The organism is Mycolicibacterium lutetiense, from assembly GCF_017876775.1.
GTDB lineage: Bacteria > Actinomycetota > Actinomycetes > Mycobacteriales > Mycobacteriaceae > Mycobacterium > Mycobacterium lutetiense.
The window spans coordinates 3,354,405-3,373,526 of record NZ_JAGIOP010000002.1; the positions used below are offsets into that span (position 1 = coordinate 3,354,405).

At 67.5% G+C, this 19,122-nt stretch carries 18 protein-coding genes; 5 read left to right on the forward strand and 13 right to left on the reverse strand.

Annotated features, from left to right (window positions below):
• Nucleotides 1-22: 22 nt before the first annotated feature.
• Nucleotides 23-838 carry an NUDIX hydrolase gene (locus tag JOF57_RS25425; RefSeq protein ID WP_209921708.1) on the reverse strand — a complete coding sequence of 272 codons (816 nt, stop codon included), beginning with the start codon at nucleotides 836-838 and terminating at the stop codon, nucleotides 23-25.
• Between the two features lie 84 nt (nucleotides 839-922).
• On the opposite strand from JOF57_RS25425, the gene JOF57_RS25430 reads away from it, so the two are divergent.
• Together JOF57_RS25430 and JOF57_RS25435 are read left to right on the forward strand one after the other, a co-directional pair.
• Nucleotides 923-2,392 (forward strand): CCA tRNA nucleotidyltransferase, encoded by a 1,470-nt coding sequence (locus JOF57_RS25430; RefSeq protein ID WP_209921710.1) that lies wholly within the window; start codon nucleotides 923-925, stop codon nucleotides 2,390-2,392.
• An 18-nt stretch (nucleotides 2,393-2,410) separates the two neighbouring features.
• The gene (locus JOF57_RS25435; RefSeq protein ID WP_209921712.1) at nucleotides 2,411-2,902 is read left to right on the forward strand and encodes a pullulanase; all 492 of its coding nucleotides are present in this window, start codon (nucleotides 2,411-2,413) and stop codon (nucleotides 2,900-2,902) included.
• An 80-nt stretch (nucleotides 2,903-2,982) separates the two neighbouring features.
• On the opposite strand, the gene JOF57_RS25440 is transcribed toward JOF57_RS25435, so the two are convergent.
• Complete coding sequence (locus JOF57_RS25440) at nucleotides 2,983-3,759, reverse strand: TIGR03084 family metal-binding protein (RefSeq protein ID WP_209921714.1); 777 nt, start codon at nucleotides 3,757-3,759, stop codon at nucleotides 2,983-2,985.
• Between the two features lie 10 nt (nucleotides 3,760-3,769).
• Nucleotides 3,770-5,017 (reverse strand): MFS transporter, encoded by a 1,248-nt coding sequence (locus tag JOF57_RS25445; protein ID WP_234938247.1) that lies wholly within the window; start codon nucleotides 5,015-5,017, stop codon nucleotides 3,770-3,772.
• Nucleotides 5,018-5,153: 136 nt separating this feature from the next.
• Here JOF57_RS25445 and JOF57_RS25450 point away from each other — a divergent pair, with 136 nt between their 5' ends.
• Entirely contained in the window at nucleotides 5,154-5,759 is a 606-nt protein-coding gene (locus tag JOF57_RS25450) for a YqgE/AlgH family protein (RefSeq protein WP_209921718.1), read from the forward strand.
• An 18-nt stretch (nucleotides 5,760-5,777) separates the two neighbouring features.
• On the opposite strand, the gene JOF57_RS25455 is transcribed toward JOF57_RS25450, so the two are convergent.
• Nucleotides 5,778-6,128 carry a hypothetical protein gene (locus JOF57_RS25455; protein ID WP_209923713.1) on the reverse strand — a complete coding sequence of 117 codons (351 nt, stop codon included), beginning with the start codon at nucleotides 6,126-6,128 and terminating at the stop codon, nucleotides 5,778-5,780.
• Nucleotides 6,129-6,186: 58 nt separating this feature from the next.
• Complete coding sequence (locus tag JOF57_RS25460) at nucleotides 6,187-7,059, reverse strand: LpqN/LpqT family lipoprotein (RefSeq protein WP_209921720.1); 873 nt, start codon at nucleotides 7,057-7,059, stop codon at nucleotides 6,187-6,189.
• Between the two features lie 212 nt (nucleotides 7,060-7,271).
• On the opposite strand from JOF57_RS25460, the gene leuS reads away from it, so the two are divergent.
• Entirely contained in the window at nucleotides 7,272-10,136 is a 2,865-nt protein-coding gene (gene leuS / locus JOF57_RS25465) for a leucine--tRNA ligase (RefSeq protein WP_209921722.1), read from the forward strand.
• 48 nt (nucleotides 10,137-10,184) lie between these two features.
• Here leuS and JOF57_RS25470 read toward each other — a convergent pair whose 3' ends face one another.
• Nucleotides 10,185-10,859, reverse strand: coding sequence for an SDR family oxidoreductase (locus JOF57_RS25470; protein ID WP_209921724.1), 675 nt, complete (start codon nucleotides 10,857-10,859; stop codon nucleotides 10,185-10,187).
• Nucleotides 10,860-10,936: 77 nt separating this feature from the next.
• Here JOF57_RS25470 and ggh point away from each other — a divergent pair, with 77 nt between their 5' ends.
• Nucleotides 10,937-12,277, forward strand: a complete 1,341-nt coding sequence (gene ggh / locus JOF57_RS25475) for a glucosylglycerate hydrolase (protein WP_209921726.1) — start codon at nucleotides 10,937-10,939, stop codon at nucleotides 12,275-12,277.
• Nucleotides 12,278-12,282: 5 nt separating this feature from the next.
• On the opposite strand, the gene JOF57_RS25480 is transcribed toward ggh, so the two are convergent.
• The 7 genes from JOF57_RS25480 to JOF57_RS25510 all read right to left on the reverse strand — a co-directional run bounded on the left by JOF57_RS25480 (nucleotide 12,283) and on the right by JOF57_RS25510 (nucleotide 19,078).
• Nucleotides 12,283-12,762 (reverse strand): MarR family winged helix-turn-helix transcriptional regulator, encoded by a 480-nt coding sequence (locus JOF57_RS25480; RefSeq protein WP_209921728.1) that lies wholly within the window; start codon nucleotides 12,760-12,762, stop codon nucleotides 12,283-12,285.
• A 76-nt stretch (nucleotides 12,763-12,838) separates the two neighbouring features.
• The gene (locus tag JOF57_RS25485) at nucleotides 12,839-13,576 is read right to left on the reverse strand and encodes an amino acid ABC transporter ATP-binding protein (protein WP_209921729.1); all 738 of its coding nucleotides are present in this window, start codon (nucleotides 13,574-13,576) and stop codon (nucleotides 12,839-12,841) included.
• A complete protein-coding gene (locus JOF57_RS25490) occupies nucleotides 13,576-15,348 on the reverse strand; it encodes an ABC transporter substrate-binding protein/permease (protein WP_209921731.1) in 1,773 nt (590 codons plus the stop codon). The genes JOF57_RS25485 and JOF57_RS25490 overlap by 1 nt, the downstream gene beginning before the upstream one ends.
• Nucleotides 15,349-15,393: 45 nt before the next feature.
• The gene (locus JOF57_RS25495) at nucleotides 15,394-16,059 is read right to left on the reverse strand and encodes a GntR family transcriptional regulator (protein WP_209921734.1); all 666 of its coding nucleotides are present in this window, start codon (nucleotides 16,057-16,059) and stop codon (nucleotides 15,394-15,396) included.
• An 81-nt stretch (nucleotides 16,060-16,140) separates the two neighbouring features.
• Nucleotides 16,141-16,947: an LLM class F420-dependent oxidoreductase gene (locus JOF57_RS25500; protein ID WP_209921736.1), complete on the reverse strand. Its 807-nt coding sequence runs from the start codon at nucleotides 16,945-16,947 to the stop codon at nucleotides 16,141-16,143.
• A gap of 38 nt (nucleotides 16,948-16,985) precedes the next feature.
• The gene (locus JOF57_RS25505) at nucleotides 16,986-17,903 is read right to left on the reverse strand and encodes an Rv0045c family esterase (RefSeq protein WP_209921737.1); all 918 of its coding nucleotides are present in this window, start codon (nucleotides 17,901-17,903) and stop codon (nucleotides 16,986-16,988) included.
• 83 nt (nucleotides 17,904-17,986) lie between these two features.
• Nucleotides 17,987-19,078, reverse strand: coding sequence for an inositol-3-phosphate synthase (locus tag JOF57_RS25510; protein WP_209921739.1), 1,092 nt, complete (start codon nucleotides 19,076-19,078; stop codon nucleotides 17,987-17,989).
• Between the last annotated feature and the right edge of the window lie 44 nt (nucleotides 19,079-19,122).

Consider the following 19,122-nt stretch of genomic DNA (forward strand, 5'->3'; position numbering starts at 1 on the left):
CGGCGCACCGCCGGAGCGGCGGTCACGGCCCCTGTCCGCATCCGTTCGTGCGCCGGCGGGGCTGGGGTGGTGCGGATTCGTCACGGCGGTGACTACGGGCATGCGAGTGGGTTTGCGGCCGTCGCCGGGGTGCACTGCGGGGCAGCGGCGGCAAGGCGCCCGGCCCGTCGGTGTGCAGCTTGTCGATGAGTTCTCCGGCGACTTCGGCGAGCTTGCGCTCGTCGGCGTAGGCCAACCGGGACGGTAGATCCCGCAGCGGGACCCAGGCGACCTCGGTCACCTCGACGTCGTCGTCGGACAGTTCGCCGCCCTGAAAGCGCAGGAGGTAGTGGTGCACGGTCTTGTGGACCCGGTGTCCCTCGGTGACGAACCAGTAGTCGATGCTGCCCAGCGCGGCCAGCACGTCACCACGGATGCCGGTTTCCTCGGCGACCTCGCGGATGGCGGTCTGCTCGGCCGTCTCACCGAGTTCGATATGCCCCTTGGGCAGGGACCACAGCATTCGGCCGCGTCGGTCGACCCGGCCGATCAACGCCGCCACCTGGGTGTCCTTGGGGCCGTCGATTCCATCGATGACCAGGCCACCTGCGGAGGTCTCGTGAACGGTGCGGAGCCTCTCCGGTGGGCGGCGGGGACGCGACTTGTGTTGTTTGGACTGGTCACGCGGCGTCGGGGTCGAATTCGCGGTGTTGACGGGAGCTTCGACGGGGCTGTCGTCGTGCCGTTCGGCATCGTTGGCCTGATCGCCGGGCGGTGGCCCAGCCGGTCTTTGTGCACGACGACGGCCACGGCGCCGGCTACGGCGCCGTCTTGGTTTGGCCTGTTCGCCGTCCGACACCCATGCGATAGTAGCTGCCATCGGATTGGCTTCCGGCCGCACTCGCCGGTTGTGACCACACCGCGAGCATTAGGCTCATCGAACGTGTCCGACGCTGTTGTTACTGATGCCGAATTGCTGGCCGGCGCGCTGGTCGCGCTGAACCGCCGCGCCGAGGTGCTGCGCGAGCTCGGCGCGGTGTTCGCTGAGGCTGGCCATGAGCTGTTCCTGGTTGGCGGCAGCGTGCGTGACGCACTGCTCGGCCGGTTGACCGAGGACAGTGATCTCGACTTCACCACCGACGCCCGCCCCGAGCAGATGCTGAAGATCCTGCGGCCGTGGGCCGACTCGCTGTGGGATACCGGGATCGAGTTCGGCACCGTGGGTGTGGGCAAACGTGTCGGCAAGGGTGAGCACCGGTTGGAGATCACCACGTTCCGCGCCGACAGCTATGACCAGGTGTCGCGGAATCCGACCGTGGAGTTCGGCGACAACCTCGACGACGACCTGGTGCGCCGCGACTTCACCGTGAACGCCATGGCGGTGCGCATCACGGCCGACGGTCCGGCCGAATTCCACGATCCCCTGCGCGGTTTGGCGGCGGTTCAGGCGAAGGTGCTCGACACGCCGTCGGCGCCGGAGGTGTCGTTCGGGGACGATCCGCTGCGGATGTTGCGCGCCGCCCGGTTCGTGTCGCAGCTGGGGTTCTCGGTGGCGCCGCGGGTGCTCGAGGCGATGCTGGAGATGGCCCCGCAGCTGGAGCGCATCACCGTCGAGCGGGTGGCGGCCGAACTGGACAAGCTGTTGCTCGGTGCCGATCCGGTGGCCGGGGTCGATCTGATGGTGCAGACCGGGCTGGGTGACGTGGTGCTGCCCGAGGTCGGCGAGATGCGGATGGCCATTGACGAACACCATCAGCACAAGGATGTGTACTGGCATTCGCTGACGGTGTTGCGGCAGGCGGTGGATCTGGAAGACAACGGTCCCGACCTCGTATTGCGTTGGGCCGCATTGCTGCACGACATCGGCAAGCCGGGCACCCGCAAGCACGAATCCGACGGCGGCGTGAGCTTTCATCATCACGAGGTGGTCGGCGCGAAGATGGCCCGCAAGCGGTTGCGGGCGCTCAAGTACTCCAAGCAGATGGTCGACGATGTGTCGCAGCTGGTGTACCTGCACCTGCGGTTCCACGGCTACGCCGATGACCTGGGCACGGGGAAGTGGACGGACTCGGCGGTGCGTCGCTACGTCACCGATGCCGGGCCGCTGCTGGACCGGCTGCACAAGCTGGTCCGGGCCGACTGCACGACCCGGAACAAGCGTCGGGCCGCACGGCTGCAGGCCAACTACGACGATCTGGAGAACCGGATCACCGAACTGGCGGCCAAGGAGGACCTGCAGCGGGTCCGGCCGGACCTCGACGGCAACGAGATCATGGAGATCCTCGGCATTCCGGCGGGCCCACAGGTCGGCGAGGCCTGGAAGCATCTCAAGGAGCTCCGGCTCGACCACGGACCGCTGTCCCGTGAGCAGGCCATCGAGGAATTGCTGAAATGGTGGAACGCCAGGAGCTGATCGTGCGTCTGATCAGTCATGGACTACTGCCTGGGTGACCCCGACGGGACCGCGACCATCTTCACCGGTGTGCCCGATGTGGATGTGGACGGCGACGGCAGCCTCGACGGCATCGGCCTGGATGTCGACGGGGACGGCCGCATCGACGATGTGATGGCCGATCTCGACGGGGATGGCATTGCCGAGCGCGCGGTGCTCGATACCGACGACGACGGCCACGCCGAAAGCTATTTCTCCGACGACGGTGCGGGTGTCTGGGCGGTGCGCGTGGACCGGTCCGGGCAGGTGCGCTGGTTCGGCTTGGACGGGGTCGAATCCGATGGGGGACCGATGGTCGATTTCGACGGGGACGGCGCATCCGACGACCGGTTGATCGACGCCGACGGGGACGGTCTGGCCGACCGGGTAGTGGCCGGGGATCTGGCGTACGTCGACACCGACGGCGACGGTCGTTGGGACCTGAAGCTGGCCGACACCGATGGAGATGGCGCCGCGGACGCTGTGTCGTGAGCGTTGACTCTGCGGTGAGGGCGTGGGCCTCTTGGACTTTCGCGACCTGAGCGCAGAGTCAAACTTTGTCAGTCAACCGCTCAGCCTCGGCCGGCGCCCGGTGGCCCGGCGAAGGCCTGGGCGATGGTCAACCACTTGGCGGCGTCGGCTCCGTGGGCGCTCAGGTCCAGCTCGGCGGGCGCCCGGCGCTGGGTGACCAGCATGCAGAAATCCTCGGCCGAACCTGTCACGCGCTGTTGCGCATCGTCGGGTCCCCACTCCCACAGCGAGCCGTCGGGTGCGCGGAGCTCCACCCGGAACGGCTCGGCCGGCGGTGTCAGCCCGTGCACGGTGAATGCGAAATCCCTTGTGCGCACGCCGATGTGGGCGATGGAACGCAGCCGCTCGGTAGCGGGTCGATGCACCTCCAACGCGTCGGCCACGTCGAGACCGTGCGCCCACGTCTCCATCATGCGGGCGGTGGCCATCGAAGTGGCGCTCATCGGCGGACCGAACCACGGCAGCTTGCGGCCTTCGGCCACGTTCCCGAGTTCGGTGTGCAACCTGGTTCGGGTTTCGCGCCAGTCCGCCAACAACTGCTCGGGCGGCGTCAGCGCGAGTTCCTCGGCTGCGGCGTCGACGAACCCCGTCGGGTCCTGCATCGCCTCGGCGAGGACGGCGTCGAAGCCGGACTGGTCGGTGATCGCGATGACCGACACCCGGTCGGTCCACAACAGGTGGGCGATCTGATGCGCGATGGTCCAACCCTCGGCGGGAGTGGGGGTGGCCCAGCGTTCGGGCGGCAGGTCGGCCACCAGGGCGTCGAGTTCATCGCTTTCGGCGGACAGGTCGGCCACGATCGGCCCGGCGCTCACCATGGCGGTCAGCCTAGACCCGGCGGTCAGCCCGGTTCGGGGATGCCACCGCGGCATGCAGTCCGAGCCCGATCAGATAGGCCACCGCACCGGCGCCCACCAGACCGGGTGAGTGTCCATCGGCGGGGATCACCGCGGCCGCCACCGCGATGGCCGCGACGAACGAGATCCAGAACAGTGCATCCTGCACCGTGAACACGTGACCGCGCAGGGCATCGTCGACGTCGATCTGAATGGCCGAGTCCGCGCAGAGCTTCACCAGCTGCCCGGCCGCGCCGAGCAGCAGGCCACACGCCAGCATCACCGGGACGTGCAGCCCGATGGCCGCCAGCTGGATCGCCACGGCGAGGCCGAGGGCGCCGTTGGCCGTCGCGTAGCGCCCGAACCGGGCGATCACCACCGGGGCCGCCACGGTGGCCAGGAACTGTCCGGCGCCGCCGGCCGCCACAAACACGAATGCGGCACCCAGGCCCAGGCCGGCCACATCCGGGTTGTCGCTGTGGCGCACGATCACCAGCACCAGCAGCGAGTTGATCCCGAACGCCATCCGGTGTGCGGCGAGCCCGGCCAGGGTGCCTGCGACGGGGCGCACGGCCCACACCGTGCGGGCACCGTGCACCCAGCCGGTGGCCACCGCGTAGACCACCGAGCCGTGGATGGCGCGTTTGCTCTCGTGCGGGCCGAGCACGTGCGCACCGAAGCGCACCGACAACCAGAACGCCAGCGCCAACGGGAGCGCCACGATGAACATGACCACCGCGGCTCCGGCGTCATCGGCGCCGAACAGCTTGCGAGCGAGCATCATGGACGCCAGGCCGAGGAAGGCCGCCAGCGAGCCGATCGCGGTAGCCACCGAGTTCATCGTGACCACCCGCTCCCGCGGCACCACATCGGGCAGCGAGGCCGATAGACCCGACGAGACGAACCGGGTCAGACCGTTGACGATCAGGGCGCAACACAGGATCGGTACATCGCCGGCGCCGAACTCCAGCAGCCCGCCGACCGCCACGACCACGAGCAGCCGCCCCACGTTCGCACCGATGAGCACCAGGCGCCGGTCCCAACGGTCCAGCAGTGCCCCGGCGAACGGCCCGAGCACCGAGTACGGCAGGAACATCACCGCGGACGCCAAGGCGATCTGCCACGGGTCGGCCTCGCGTTCCGGGTTGAACAGGATCGCGCCCGCGAGCCCGGCCTGGAAGAGGCCGTCGGCGAACTGACTTACCGCGCGCAGCTCCAGCAGTCGACGGAATTCGGTCATGCCACGCACCGAGTGCCAGAGGGCACGGAAAGCGCGAACATGAACCACCCGATCAACAGTACAAAGCCCGGCTGAAATCCGACCGCGCCCGGGCTTGTTCGCCACGTCTCGGCAATCGCGGTGCCATGATGTAGGCGTGGCGCAGTCAGAAGAGCCGGAGGATTTCATCGCGCCTGCGGCGCAGCGGGTACGGCCGGGCACGCTGCTGCTGGCCAATACCGATCTACTCGAACCGACCTTCCGGCGCAGCGTCATCTACATCGTCGAGCACAACGCCGGCGGCACGCTCGGCGTGGTGTTGAACCGGCCCAGCGAGACCGCGGTCTACAACGTGCTGCCGCAGTGGTCGAAGCTCACCACCAAACCCAAGACGATGTTCATCGGCGGGCCGGTCAAACGGGACTCGGCGCTGTGTCTGGCGACGTTGCGGGTCGGCATGCAGGCCGACGGTGTGCGCGGATTGCGGCACGTGCAGGGCCGCGTGGTGATGGTCGATCTCGACGCGGATCCGGACACGCTGGCCCCGATCATCGAGGGCGTTCGGATATTCGCCGGATATTCGGGCTGGACCATCGGCCAGCTCGACGGCGAGATCGAACGGGACGACTGGATTGTGCTGTCGGCGCTGCCGTCCGATGTGCTGTCCCAGCCGCGGGTCGATCTGTGGAGCCGGGTGCTGCGTCGTCAGCCGTTGCCGATGTCGATGCTGGCGACCCATCCGATCGACGTCAGCCGCAACTAGCGCGCTACTTGCAGTCGGTCACTGACAAGACAGGGTGCAGCTGGCGCACGAGCCGGCGCAGTCCGCTCCGGAGCCGGCGACGGCCTCCGCCGCGGCGACGGCCTTGGCGCTCTGCCAGCAGCCGGCGGCGACGGTGGCAATGGCCCCGATGATGCACACCACGACGACCGTCAGGCCGGTCTGGGGCGCGGCGGCCAGGGCGGCGGCTCCACCGGCGGCGAGCATCACCGCGGCGGCCAGTTGGGTCGGGGCCACAGCCCTCAGGACCGAGCGCACGGGATCACCGGTGCGGGGCCTCGTCAACAACCACAGCCCGAACACACCGACGATGACGGCGGCGCTCAAGCACAGCAGCGCGGCGATCAGCATGCGCCACACAATACGAGGCGCCGGTCGGTATTGCGAGGTCGGGGCGGGTTCGGGTACCTCAGCCGTGCAAGCCCAGGAGCTGGGGCAAACCTGGCTGCGGCGCGGGTGCGGCCGGGGCCGGAGTAGCTGGCGCCGGAGCAGCCGCCGGGCCCGGCGCGCTGACCTTGAACCCGGACACGATCGCATCGGCGGCGTCGGCAGCCGCGGAAACACCCTGGTTGGCGGCCGAGGAGTTCACCGACAACGACACCAGATAGTGGTCGGCGCCCGCGGTGGCCAGGATGTGCCTACGTGACGTATTGAGCACCTGGCTGCCGGACAGGTAGCTACCTTCGATGAATGTCGACGGGAAGCCGTTGAAGTTACCCATGGCCATGTCGGTGGGGCGCCAGTTCTGCAACTGCTGGGTGTCGACGTAGCCGTGGCTGGCGGCCTCGACCGGGTCGAAACTGCCGACGAGCTTGTAGACCACCACCTGTGCGTTGGGGGTGTAGAGGTCGGTGCTGGAGCGGTCGGCGATCACCGCGAACGCGTCGGGAACGTTGGGATCGGGCACTTTGGTCCAGCCCGACGGCAGCGGCAGGACGATGCTCAGCCCCTTGAAATCGTGGCTGACCTGAGGCTCCATCTTCACGTCCTTGCTCTTGAAGAACTCGGCAAGGGTGCCCGTGGAGGCCGGGGCGATGGTCTGGGCCACCGGGACGGGCGCGGCGACCGCTGGTGCTGCCGGGGCGACCGGTCCCGCTGGTGCTGCCGGCGCTGCGGCGGGGACGGCCGTGACGGTCTGGGTCACCGTCACCGGACCGGGGACGCCGGGAACCGGAAGGAGGGGTTCGGCAGAGGCGGTCTGACCGGCGAAGCCGACAACCCCGGCCACGCCGACGGCTGTGCCTGCTGCCAGTACCCGCCACCGGCGGGTCAACTCGATCATCTCTTGTTCCTCCCGGAAACCATCGCCCCCACCTGGGGACCTCGTCACTGAAGGCCGACACTATCCAGGGAGTACCGCCCGCCACCAGCAACTCAACCGACCTGGAATCAACCCCTGACTGGGCCGCGACGCAACCGATACCAACCTGTGGCCTTCGCCGTCGAAAGACGGGCGGTGAGCTGCTCAAACCGTGGCCTTATACCCTGAACGGCGTGATCGAACGCGCCACCACCCCGCAGTCAGGGCCGTCAGAGGACACCCCGCAGCACCGTTACACCGCGGAGCTGGCGGGTCAGATCGAGCAGTCCTGGCAGCAGACCTGGGCCGAGCTGGGCACGTTCAACGTGGACAATCCGGTGGGCTCGCTGGCACCGGCGGACGGCTCGCCGCTGCCCGCCGACAAGATGTTCGTCCAGGACATGTTCCCGTACCCGTCCGGTGACGGCCTGCACGTCGGGCACCCGTTGGGTTACATCGCCACCGACGTCTACGCCAGGTACTACCGGATGACCGGTCGCAACGTGCTGCACGCGCTGGGCTTCGACGCGTTCGGACTGCCGGCCGAGCAGTACGCCGTGCAGACCGGTACGCACCCGCGCACCCGCACCGAGGCCAACATCGTCAACTTCCGCCGCCAGCTGGGCCGGCTCGGGCTGGGCCACGACACGCGGCGCAGCTTCGCCACCACCGATGTCGACTTCTACAAGTGGACGCAGTGGATCTTCCTGCAGATCTACAACGCCTGGTTCGACACCGCCGCAGGCAAGGCACGGCCTATCGCCGATTTGGTGGCCGAATTCGATTCCGGGGCAAGCACTCTGGACGATGGTCGGACGTGGGGTGAGCTGTCGGCCGCCGAGCGCGCCGACGTGGTGGACGACCATCGGCTGGTCTACCACGCCGACTCGATGGTGAACTGGTGCCCGGGCCTGGGCACGGTGCTGGCCAACGAGGAAGTCACCGCCGACGGCCGCAGTGATCGCGGCAATTTCCCGGTGTTCCGGAAGCGGTTGCGGCAGTGGAAGATGCGCATCACCGCCTATTCGGACCGGTTGCTCGACGACCTGGAGCTGCTGGAATGGCCGGACAAGGTCAAGGCCATGCAGCGCAACTGGATCGGCCGCTCCACCGGAGCATCGGTGGAGTTCGGTACTGCCGCAGGCGATGTCGAGGTGTTCACCACCCGACCGGACACCCTGTTCGGCGCCACCTACCTGGTACTGGCCCCTGAGCATGATCTGGTGGACGCACTGGCCGCCGATTCCTGGCCTGCGGGCACCGATTCACGGTGGACCTTCGGTGGCGAGACTCCGGCCGAGGCCGTCGCCGCCTACCGCGCCGGGATCGCGGCCAAATCGGATCTGGAGCGCCAGGAGAACAAGACCAAGACCGGCGTGTTCCTCGGTGCGTACGCCACGAACCCGGTCAACGGCAGCCAGGTTCCGGTCTTCATCGCCGACTATGTGCTGGCCGGCTACGGGACCGGCGCCATCATGGCGGTGCCCGGTGGCGACCAGCGGGACTGGGATTTCGCTACGGAATTCGGGTTGCCGATCGTCGAGGTGGTCAGCGGTGGCGACATCACCGAAGCGGCCTACAACGGTGACGGCGTCATGGTGAACTCCGGCTACCTCGACGGGTTGTCGGTGGCGGCGGCCAAGGAAGCCGTCATCGAACACCTGGAGGCCGACGGCCGCGGCCGGGCCCGCATCGAGTACAAGCTGCGGGATTGGCTGTTCGCCCGGCAGCGGTACTGGGGTGAGCCGTTCCCGATCGTCTACGACGCCGACGGCCGCGCCCATCCGCTGCCGGAATCGGCTTTGCCCGTGGAACTTCCGGACATCCCGGATTATGCGCCGGTGTCCTTCGACCCCGACGACGCCGACAGCGAGCCGTCACCGCCGCTGGGCAAGGCCACCGAATGGGTGCATGTCGAGCTGGATCTGGGCGACGGGCTGCAGACCTACACGCGCGACACCAATGTGATGCCGCAGTGGGCCGGCAGCTCGTGGTACGAGCTGCGTTACACCGACCCGCAGAACTCGAAAGAGCTGTGTGCCAAGGAGAACGAGGCCTATTGGATGGGCCCGCGGCCGGCCGAGCACGGGCCGAATGATCCGGGCGGCGTGGACTTGTACGTCGGTGGCGTCGAGCATGCGGTGCTGCACCTGCTGTACTCGCGGTTCTGGCACAAGGTGCTGCACGACCTCGGCCATGTCAGCTCGAACGAGCCGTACCGACGCCTGGTCAACCAGGGCTACATCCAGGCCTTCGCCTACACCGATGCCCGCGGTAGCTATGTGCCTGCGGCGGAGGTCGTCGAGCGTGACGGGAAGTTCTTCTGGCCGGGACCCGATGGCGAAATCGAGGTCAACCAGGAGTTCGGCAAGATCGGCAAGAGCCTGAAGAACTCCGTCTCACCCGACGAGATCTGCGATGAGTACGGTGCCGACACCCTCCGGGTCTACGAGATGTCGATGGGCCCGCTGGAGGCGTCGCGTCCGTGGGCGCCCAAGGATGTCGTCGGCGCGCACCGCTTCCTGCAGCGGGTGTGGCGGGTGGTGGTCTCCGAAGAAACCGGAGCGACCGACGTCAACGAGCACGAGGCACTCGACACCGACACGCTCAAGATCCTGCACCGCACCATCGCCGGCGTGACCGAAGACTATGTGGCACTTCGCAACAACACCGCCGCGGCCAAGCTGATCGAGTACACCAACCACCTCACCAAGGAGGGCGTCTCGGCTCGCGCCGCGATCGAGCCGCTGGTGCTGATGGTGGCCCCGCTGGCGCCGCACCTGGCCGAGGAGCTGTGGAAGCGGTTGGGCCACGACACCTCACTGGCGCACGGCCCGTTCCCGGTGGCCGATCCGCAGTACATGGTGGACGACACCATCGAGTTCCCGGTTCAGGTCAACGGCAAGGTGCGCGGCAAGATCACCGTCGCTGCTGATGCTGAAGCCGCGGACATCCAGGCTGCGGCGCTGGCCGACGAGAAGGTGCAGGCGTTCCTGGACGGCGCCACGCCCAAGAAGGTCATCGTGGTGCCGGGCCGGCTGGTCAACCTCGTCGTCTAGTGATTTCGGTGCATTCACCGGCGGTCAGCGCCGCTGAATGCACCCAAATCACCCGGGGCGGACCACGATCTCGTGCACGTGGCCGTCGGGCGGGGTGGTGACGGCTGTCGCCACCAACCCGGCGACGGTCTCGGGCTTCAGGTACTTCGTCGGGTCGTAGTGGCCGGCGCCGTCCGTCTCATAGACCACCAGATCGCGCTGCATCTCGGAGTCGGTGCGCCCGGGGAAGATCGAGGTGACCCGGAGGGACGGTTCGTCGGCGCGCAGTGAGTCGGCGAATGCCCGCAGCGCGAACTTGCTTGCCGAATACGACGCCATGCCGGAAGAAACCTTCTGTCCGGCACCGGAATTGATGAACACCACATGCCCACGGACGGCGCGCAGAGCGGGCAGCAGGGCCAGCGTGAGTGCGACCGCGCCGGTGACGTTCACCTCGAAGGACGCCCGCCACTGTTCGACGATGGATTCGGAGACCCGGCCGGGGTAGAGCACGCCGGCGTTGTGCACGAGCACGTCGAGTTCGGCGAGCACCTCGGTGGCCGATTCGATGGAATCGGCGTCGGTCAGGTCCAGCGGCCAGGTCGGTGCGCCGAGACGTTCGGCCAGCGCATCGAGGCGGGCTGACGGTCGCCCGGCCAGCAGCAGGGTGTGCGTGGGAGCAAGGGCGGCGGCGATGGCTGAGCCGATGCCGCCAGCGGCTCCGGTGATCAATGCGGTCGGCACGACTGCAACGTTACTGTGACGTGCAGTGCGCGGGGGCCGACCTGCGGACCGGGGCGCAAGGTCGCATCATGGTAGGGATGCCACCGGATCCCAGCTTCGCTCCCACCCAGCTCGCCGCGCGCGCCGCCTACCTGCTGCGCGGCAATGACCTGGGTGTGATGACCACTGCCGCGCCGTCGCTGTATCCCCACATGTGGAGCTGGGATGCGGCATTCGTGTCGATCGGGCTGGCCCCCCTGAGTGTGGAGCGCGCCGTGGTGGAGCTCGACACCCTGCTTTCAGCGCAGTGGCGTAACGGGATGATCCCGCACATCGTGTTCGCCAACGGTGTCGACGGCTATTTTCCCGGCCCGGCCCGGTGGGCCACCTCGGCGCTGGCCGCCAACGCGCCGCGGGTTCGGCACACGTCGGGCATCACCCAGCCGCCCGTGCATGCGATCGCGGTGCAACGCATCCTGGACCACGCCCGCAGTCGGGGCCGGTCCACGCGGGCGGTGGCGGAGAGCTTCCTCGATCGCCGGTGGGCCGATCTGGTGCGATGGCACCGTTGGCTGGCCGAGACGCGGGATCAGGACGGTCGCGGCCGCATCACGCTCTATCACGGGTGGGAGTCCGGCATGGACAACTCGCCGCGCTGGGACAGCGCCTACGCCAACGTGATTCCCGGCAATGTGCCGGAGTATCAGCGTGAGGACAACGCGATCATCACCGATGCCACCCAGCGGCCGAGCGACCTCGAGTACGACCGGTACCTGTGGCTGCTCGAGGAGATGAAATCCGTTCGCTACGACGATGATCTGCTTCCGAAGGTGATGAGCTTCGCGGTCGAGGACGTGTTCGTCTCGGCGATCTTCTCGGTGGCCTGTCAGGTCCTCGCCGAGATCGGGGAGGATTACAAGCGCCCGCACGCCGATGTCCGCGATCTCTACGCCTGGGCCGAGCGGTTCCGGACCGGCGTCGTCGAGACTGCCGACGAACGCAGTGGTGCGGCAAGGGATTACGACGTCAGGGCGCAGAAGTGGGTGGCTACCGAGACCGTCGCGCAGTTCGCCCCGCTGCTGTGCGGCGGGCTGCCGCACGACCGTGAGCGTGCCCTGCTGAGGCTGCTGGAAGGCCCGCGGTTCTGCGGGCATCCGGATCTGAAGTACGCGCTGATCCCGTCGACGTCACCGGTGTCGCGCGAATTCCGGTCGCGCGAGTACTGGCGCGGCCCGGTATGGCCGGTGATGACGTGGTTGTTTTCATGGTGCTTCGCCCGGCGAGGCTGGGCCGAGCGGGCGTCGACGCTGCGCCGGGAAGGGTTGCGGCAGGCCAGCGATGGGACTTTCGCCGAGTACTACGAGCCGTTCACCGGGGAGCCGCTGGGCAGTATGCAGCAGTCGTGGACCGCGGCCGCGGTGTTGGACTGGTTGGGCTAGCCCGGCTATTCGGACTTGGCGTGGGTGGCGGCCTGATCGCCCTGGCCGGCGAGGCGCTCAAGCGGGGCCAGGGCGGTGGCCAGCGTCGCGAGATCGTCCGGACTCAGGTTGGCCAACCGGGCGGCCAGATCAGCCCGTCGGGCGGCCAGCGATTCGCGATGCTGCACCAGGCCGCGCGGGGTGACCTCGACGAGCACGGCGCGCAGGTCCGAGGCGTCGCGGGAGCGCTTGACCAACCCGAGCTTCTCCAGCCGGCGGATGGCCACGGTGGTGGTGGGGGTGCGCACGCGCTCACGGGCGGCCAGTTCGGTCATCCGGATCGGTCCCTGGTCGAGCAGGGTGAGGAGGATGGAGAGCTGAGCCAGGGTGAGCTCTCCGGCCGTGCCCTTGTTGGTGTCGCCACGGCGCAGTACCGAGAAAACCTTGGAGAGTACGCGCTGCAACTCTCCGGCCAGCTCGGTGACCTGCGAATCGGGCTCTATCATAATTCGCTAGTCTAACCTGTCTGAGGCTGCCAGGTTGTCAGCTTGTTCCGTTTGATGCAGGGGATTCACGGCGTCCTTACAGCACTTGGGACAGGAAGCGGCGCAGCCGATCTGTCTCGGCCGCTTCGAAGATCTGGTCGGGGGTACCGGACTCGACCACCGTGCCGTGATCCATGAACACCACCGAGTCGGCGGTGGAACGGGCGAAGCCCATCTCGTGGGTGACCGCCAGGATGGTCATCCCCTCGGCGGCCAGGTCGGCGATCAGCTCCAGAATTCCCTTGACCAGTTCGGGGTCCAGCGCCGAGGTGGCCTCGTCGAAGAACATCGCCTGCGGGGCCATGGCGAGTGCACGTGCAATCGCGACCCGCTGCTGCTGGCCGCCGGAGAGCATGGCGGGGCGGACATCGGCCTTGTGCCGCAGGCCAACCCGATCCAGCTGCTCCAGGCCTACGGCGCGGGCATGCTCGGGGCTGAGGCGCTTGAGTTTGCGCGGGCCCAGGGTGACATTGTCGAGAACGGTCTTGTGCGGGAACAGGTTGAACTGCTGGAACACCATCCCGATGCGCTGGCGGAGCCGGTCGGGATTGTCGGCGAGCACCGAGCGTCCGTCGAGCAGGATGTCGCCGCGGTCCGGTTCGTACAGGCGGTTGAGGGTGCGCAACAGCGTCGATTTTCCGGATCCCGACGGGCCGATGATGGCCGTCGTCGTACCGGCAGGCACATCCAGGTCCACTCCGCGCAGCACCGGGTTCGGTCCGAATGACAGATGGATGTCCGTGGCGGCCAGCGCAACTGGCGCCAGGCCCGCCATCAGATCATCTCCTGGTTGGTTGCCGCGGGCAGGGGATCCTCTTCGGCCGGGGGGCGGCCTCGGCGCAGCCGGTTGTCGACGAAGTTCACCAGATGGGTCAGCGGGATCGTGAGCAGCAGGTAGAACAGTCCGGCCGCCACCAGCGGTGACAGATTTCCGGTCTGCGCGTTGAGATCTCGGCCCACCTGGAACAGTTCGCGTTGGCTGGCCACCAGCCCGAGGAAGTACACCAGTGACGAGGCCTTGAGCAGCGAGATGAACTGGTTCATCAGCGCGGGCAATACCCGCCGGATGCCCTGGGGGATGACCACCAGACGCATCGATGAGGGGTAGCTGAAACCCAGGGCGCGTGAGGCTTCCAGCTGCCCGGGTTCGACGCTCTGGATGCCGGAGCGGAAGATCTCCCCGACGTAGGCCGCCGCCATGAGTCCGAGCGCGGCGATGCCCAGCGGGTAGGGGCTGTTCCCGGTGAGCGATCCGACTACCGGGCCGACGCCCAGCCCGATCAGCAGGATGATCACCACTTCGGGCAGGCCCCGGAAGATGTCGGTGTAGACGCGGGCGGGCCAGCGCAGCCATCGCGAACGCGAGATGCCGGCCACCGCCAGGACCATCCCGAGTACCAGGCCGATGACGCTGGCGCACACGGTCAGGATCAGCGTGTTGGGCAGGCCGGTGCGCAGCAGATCGGGGATGGCCTGCTTGTAGAGGTCCCAGTCCAGGAACGAGTCGGCCAGTTGTGCGAGTGTCGATTTGGGCGCGACCGGGGCTCCGGCGGCGGGTTTCTCCTTGGCGGCGGCGATCGCGGCGAAATCGGGCAGCTGGGGGACGGGTGCGGCCTTGGAGCCGGGCTTCCAGCCGGGCGGCAGGGCCCGCGGCACCCAGTCGGAATACAGCTTGGCCCAGGTGCCGTCGGCGATGACAGCGTCCAGTCCGGAGTTGAGCGCGTCGATCAGCGGCCGGTTCTCCTCGGCCACCGCCCACGCCACGAAATTGTCCAGGCTGAAGGTGTTCTCGATGATCTGCGCCGGGTCACCGGGCTGCACTGTGCCCGAGGCCTGCTGGGACGGTGCCACCCAGGCGTCGATCTGGCGGGTCTTGAGGCTGGCGTAGACGGTGTTGTAGTCGGGGAACTTCACCGGCTGCAGGTGCAGTGTGTCGATGACGTAGGCCTCCTGCACGGTGCCCTGCACCACGCCGATGCGCTGTCCGGCGGCGAGCTGACCGAACCCCCTGATCGGCGAACCGGCGGGCACCACGAGGGAGAAGTAGCCGAAGTCGTAGCCGTTGGTGAAGCCGACCGTGCGTCGTCGGGCGTCGGTGGTGGTGATCGAGCTGGACGCCACGTCGAATCGTCGGGAGGCGGTCTGGGCCAACAGACCGGAGAAGTCGGTGCCGACGAAGTTGATGCGCAGGCCGAGCTTGTCGGCGATGGCGCGCAGCAACTCGTTGTCGAAGCCGGTGAACTGGCCGGCTGTGTTGATGCAGATGCTGGGCGGCGCGTCCGACAGTGTCCCGACGGTGAGGACGCCGGGGGTGCTCAGGCCGAGGTTCTCGGGGCGCACCGTGTCCAGGGGTACGACGGTGGCGGTGGTGTATTTGTCGGCGCCGGGTCCGGTGGCCGCGGCGGCCAGGTTGGTGGGCAGTGCGCTGGCGCTGTCCACCCCGGGCGGTGCGCATTGGTCGACGTCCGCCCCGGCCGGTGCCGCGCAGACCAGTCCGAACAGCATCAGGACGGTGGTCAGCAGCGCGGCCGGTCGTCTGGCGTCCATCTGATGCAACCTAGTGGGAGGGCGCCAGGTGATGAGCCGTTCCGCTCAATGGGACCGCAAGTCGCCGAGCACTCCGCGCCGAGTCAGCTCACCGATCATGACCTGAGCCATCCGTTCGGAGCGCTCGATGCAGGCCAGGCGGGCGCCCTCGGGGTCCCGGGCGTGGATGGCCGCGGTCTCGGCTTCGTAGCTGGGCAGGAACTCGGCCTTGGCTTTCGGATAGTTCGTCCAGAATTCCGAGGGGGCGAAGCTTTTGCCGGCCCGGATGGTGGCGTGCAGGCGTGGTCCGGCGTACTCGTCGTTGATCGCGTCGCGGTACACCCAGCACTCCTCCTGGAACGTCTTGACATCCTTTGCTGTGCGCATTACTCGCAACGAGTCGTCTAAGCGTGCCAAAATTCGCGGAGTGGGGCTGGCTGCGCAGCGAGCAGCGGCGATGCCATTAAGCGTCCCGTACAACTCGTGGTGTTCGGCGACGGTCGCCTCATCGAACCGCGCGACGAAGGCGCCACGGTGATATCGCGTCGAGAGAATGCCGTCGTGTTCGAGCTGAACCACGGCTTCCTGGATCGGAACGCGGCTAATCCCGAGGTCGCGGACGATCTCGTTGCGGTCGATGCGGTCACCGGATCGGAGCTTGCCCGTCATCACCAGGTTGATGATGTGCGTGACGACCTGATCCTTTTCCTTCACCCCGTAGTTCTTCGGCACCGTTGCGTATCTCCCCCCGAGCGGTTGTCTGCGTCAGTTTTCTCACGGCCCCCCCGGATCGGTGACGCAGGTCCTCTCAGCTTACCCTCTCGACTTTGCGTTGCGCCCGTCGCGCCACCGACACAGGGCCTCGGCAGCGGTCAGGTCGTAGTCGGGCCCGTTGACTCCGATGGTGACGATGCTGACCCCCAGATCCGCCAGCGCATCGGCCTCGGCGAGCATGGCGTCCAGACCGCCCGCCTCCTGCACGCCGGCCGAGCGCTGCACGGTCAACGGATCGCGGTCTGTGGCGTCGCAGTGATCGGCGAGCACCTCTGCCTTGCCCGGGTAGGTGTTGCGGTCGACGAATGCGTGCCAGATATCGGCATGTTCGGCCACCAGGCGCAGGGTCTTGCGTTCACCCTGTCCGCCGATGAGGATCGGGATCTTGCGAGTGGGTGCCGGGTTGAGCTTGGCGAGCCGCGCCTCGATCCGCGGCAGCGCCTGGGCCAGATCGTCCAGCCGGCTGCCCGCGGTGCCGAAATCGTACCCGTACTCGTCGTAATCCTTTTGCTTCCAACCACTTCCGATTCCGAGGATGAGCCGGCCGTCAGAGATGTGGTCGACGGTGCGGGCCATGTCGGCCAGCAGCTCGGGATTGCGGTAGGAGTTGCAGCTGACCAGTGCGCCGATTTCGATGCGGGAGGTCTGCTCGGCCCAGGCGCCGAGCATCGTCCAGCATTCGTAGTGCGCGCCGTCGGGATCGCCGTAGAGCGGGAAGAAGTGGTCCCAGTTGAAGGCGATGTCGACGCCGATGTCCTCGCAGCGGCGCACTGCGTCGCGGATGTGGCCGTAGGTGGGGGAGTGCTGTGGCTGTAGTTGTACGCCGATGCGGAGGGGATGGCTCATTTTCTGAGGGTACTCACGGGTGGTTCACCACCCCGGTCTTACTGCGGGGGCGGGGCGTCGAGGATCGCGCGCAGCAGTTGTACGAGTGCGGCCGGCTGATCGCCCTGCACCGAGTGGCCGGAGTCGGCGACGACGTGGGTGCGCTGAAAGCCCGGTGCGCTAGTTGCGAACGTCTCGGCGTCCTCGTCGTTGACGAAATAGGAGTTGGCGCCGCGGATCAGGGTGGTGGGCATGGTGATCGCGGGAACGTCGTCCCACAGCCCGTCAAACCCGTCGCCCTTGCGGAACGTGTCGTACCGCCACGTCCAGGTGCCGTCGTCGAGCTGCTTGGAGTTATGGAACACGCCGCGCCGCAATGAGTTCCGGTCCCGGTGGGGCGATGCGGCCACGGCAGTGTCCAACATCGCCTCGAAACTGGGGAAGCTGCGGTCACCCTTGACCAACGCGACGGCACCCAGCTGGGCCTTGGTCATCTGCTCATGTCGCTCGGGTGCCGACGGCGTGACGTCGACCAGAACCAGCTCGGGCACCAAGGCCGGTTCGGTCGCCGCGATCCGCAGTGCGGTCAATCCGCCCAGGGACATGCCGACCACCAGTCGCGGATCGGGAGCGTGGGTCTGGAGAACCGGGATCAGGCTTGCCGCATTGAGTTTCGGGCCGTAGTCGCCGTCCTCGCGCCAGGCTGAACGGCCGTGACCGGGGAGATCGACGGCCAGCGCTGGTTCACCGAGCCCGAGGATGACGGTGTCCCAGGTGTGGGCGTTCTGGCCACCGCCGTGCAGGAACACGATGCGCGGGGCGGCGGTGCCGAACTTCAGCGCGCTGATCGGCCCCTGCTCGATGCGCTCGACCCGCGGCAGTGGGGCACTCGCCCCGATCTGTTCGGCGTTCTCGTCGAGGAGCCCGAACTCGTTGAGCGTGAGCAGTTCGTCATCGGAGATCTGGGGCTTGGCCACCCCCGGACCCTAACCCGGAAACGACTCTGCGCCCAGGGCGTAGGTGTGCGGGAAGCACACGCCCTGGGCGCAGAGTGAAAACGCTAGCCCTCGATGAAGGTTTCCAGCTCGATGCGGGCGATGTCATCCGCGATCTGCTTCGGCGGGCTCTTCATCAGGTAGGCAGACGCGGCCTCGACGGGGCCACCGACGCCGCGGTCCTTGGCGATCTTGGCGGCGCGCACCGCGTCGATGATCACACCGGCCGAGTTCGGCGAGTCCCACACCTCGAGCTTGTACTCCAGGTTCAGCGGCACGTCACCGAAGGCACGGCCTTCCAGGCGCACGTAGGCCCACTTGCGGTCGTCGAGCCACGCGACGTGATCGGACGGGCCGATGTGGACGTTCTTGTCCTCGACCTTGCCGGCCAGCGAGCCGGTCAGGTTGGAGGTCACTGCCTGGGTCTTGGAGACCTTCTTGGACTCCAGGCGTGAGCGCTCCAGCATGTTCAGGAAGTCCATGTTGCCGCCGACGTTGAGCTGGTAGGTGCGGTCCAGCGTGACGCCGCGATCCTCGAACAGCTTGGCCATGACGCGGTGGGTGATGGTCGCGCCGACCTGGCTCTTGATGTCGTCACCGATGATCGGGACGCCGGCGTCCTCGAACTTCTTGGCCCACACCGGGTCGGAGGCGATGAACACCGGCAGCGCGTTGACGAAGGCCACGCCGGCGTCGATGCAGCACTGGGCGTAGAACTTGTCGGCCTCTTCGGAGCCCACCGGAAGGTAGGAGACCAGGACGTCGACCTTGGCGTCCTTGAGCGCCTTGACCACGTCGACGGGCTCGAAGTCGGAGATCTCGATGGTGTCGGCGTAGTACTTGCCGATGCCGTCGAGCGTCGGACCGCGCTGCACCGTCACGTTGGTCGGCGGCACGTCGGCGATCTTGATGGTGTTGTTTTCGGAGGCGAAGATGGCCTCCGACAGGTCGAAGCCGACCTTCTTGGCGTCCACGTCGAACGCGGCCACGAACTTCACGTCACGCACGTGGTAAGGGCCGAACTTCACGTGCATCAGGCCCGGCACGGTCGTGTTCTCATCGGCGTTGTGGTAATACTGCACGCCCTGGACCAGGGACGATGCGCAGTTACCGACGCCGACAATGGCGACCCGGATTTCTCCTGCGTGCTCAGACATGGACGATCTCCTTACTCGTTCTGTGTGCTCGGCCTGGGGCCTTG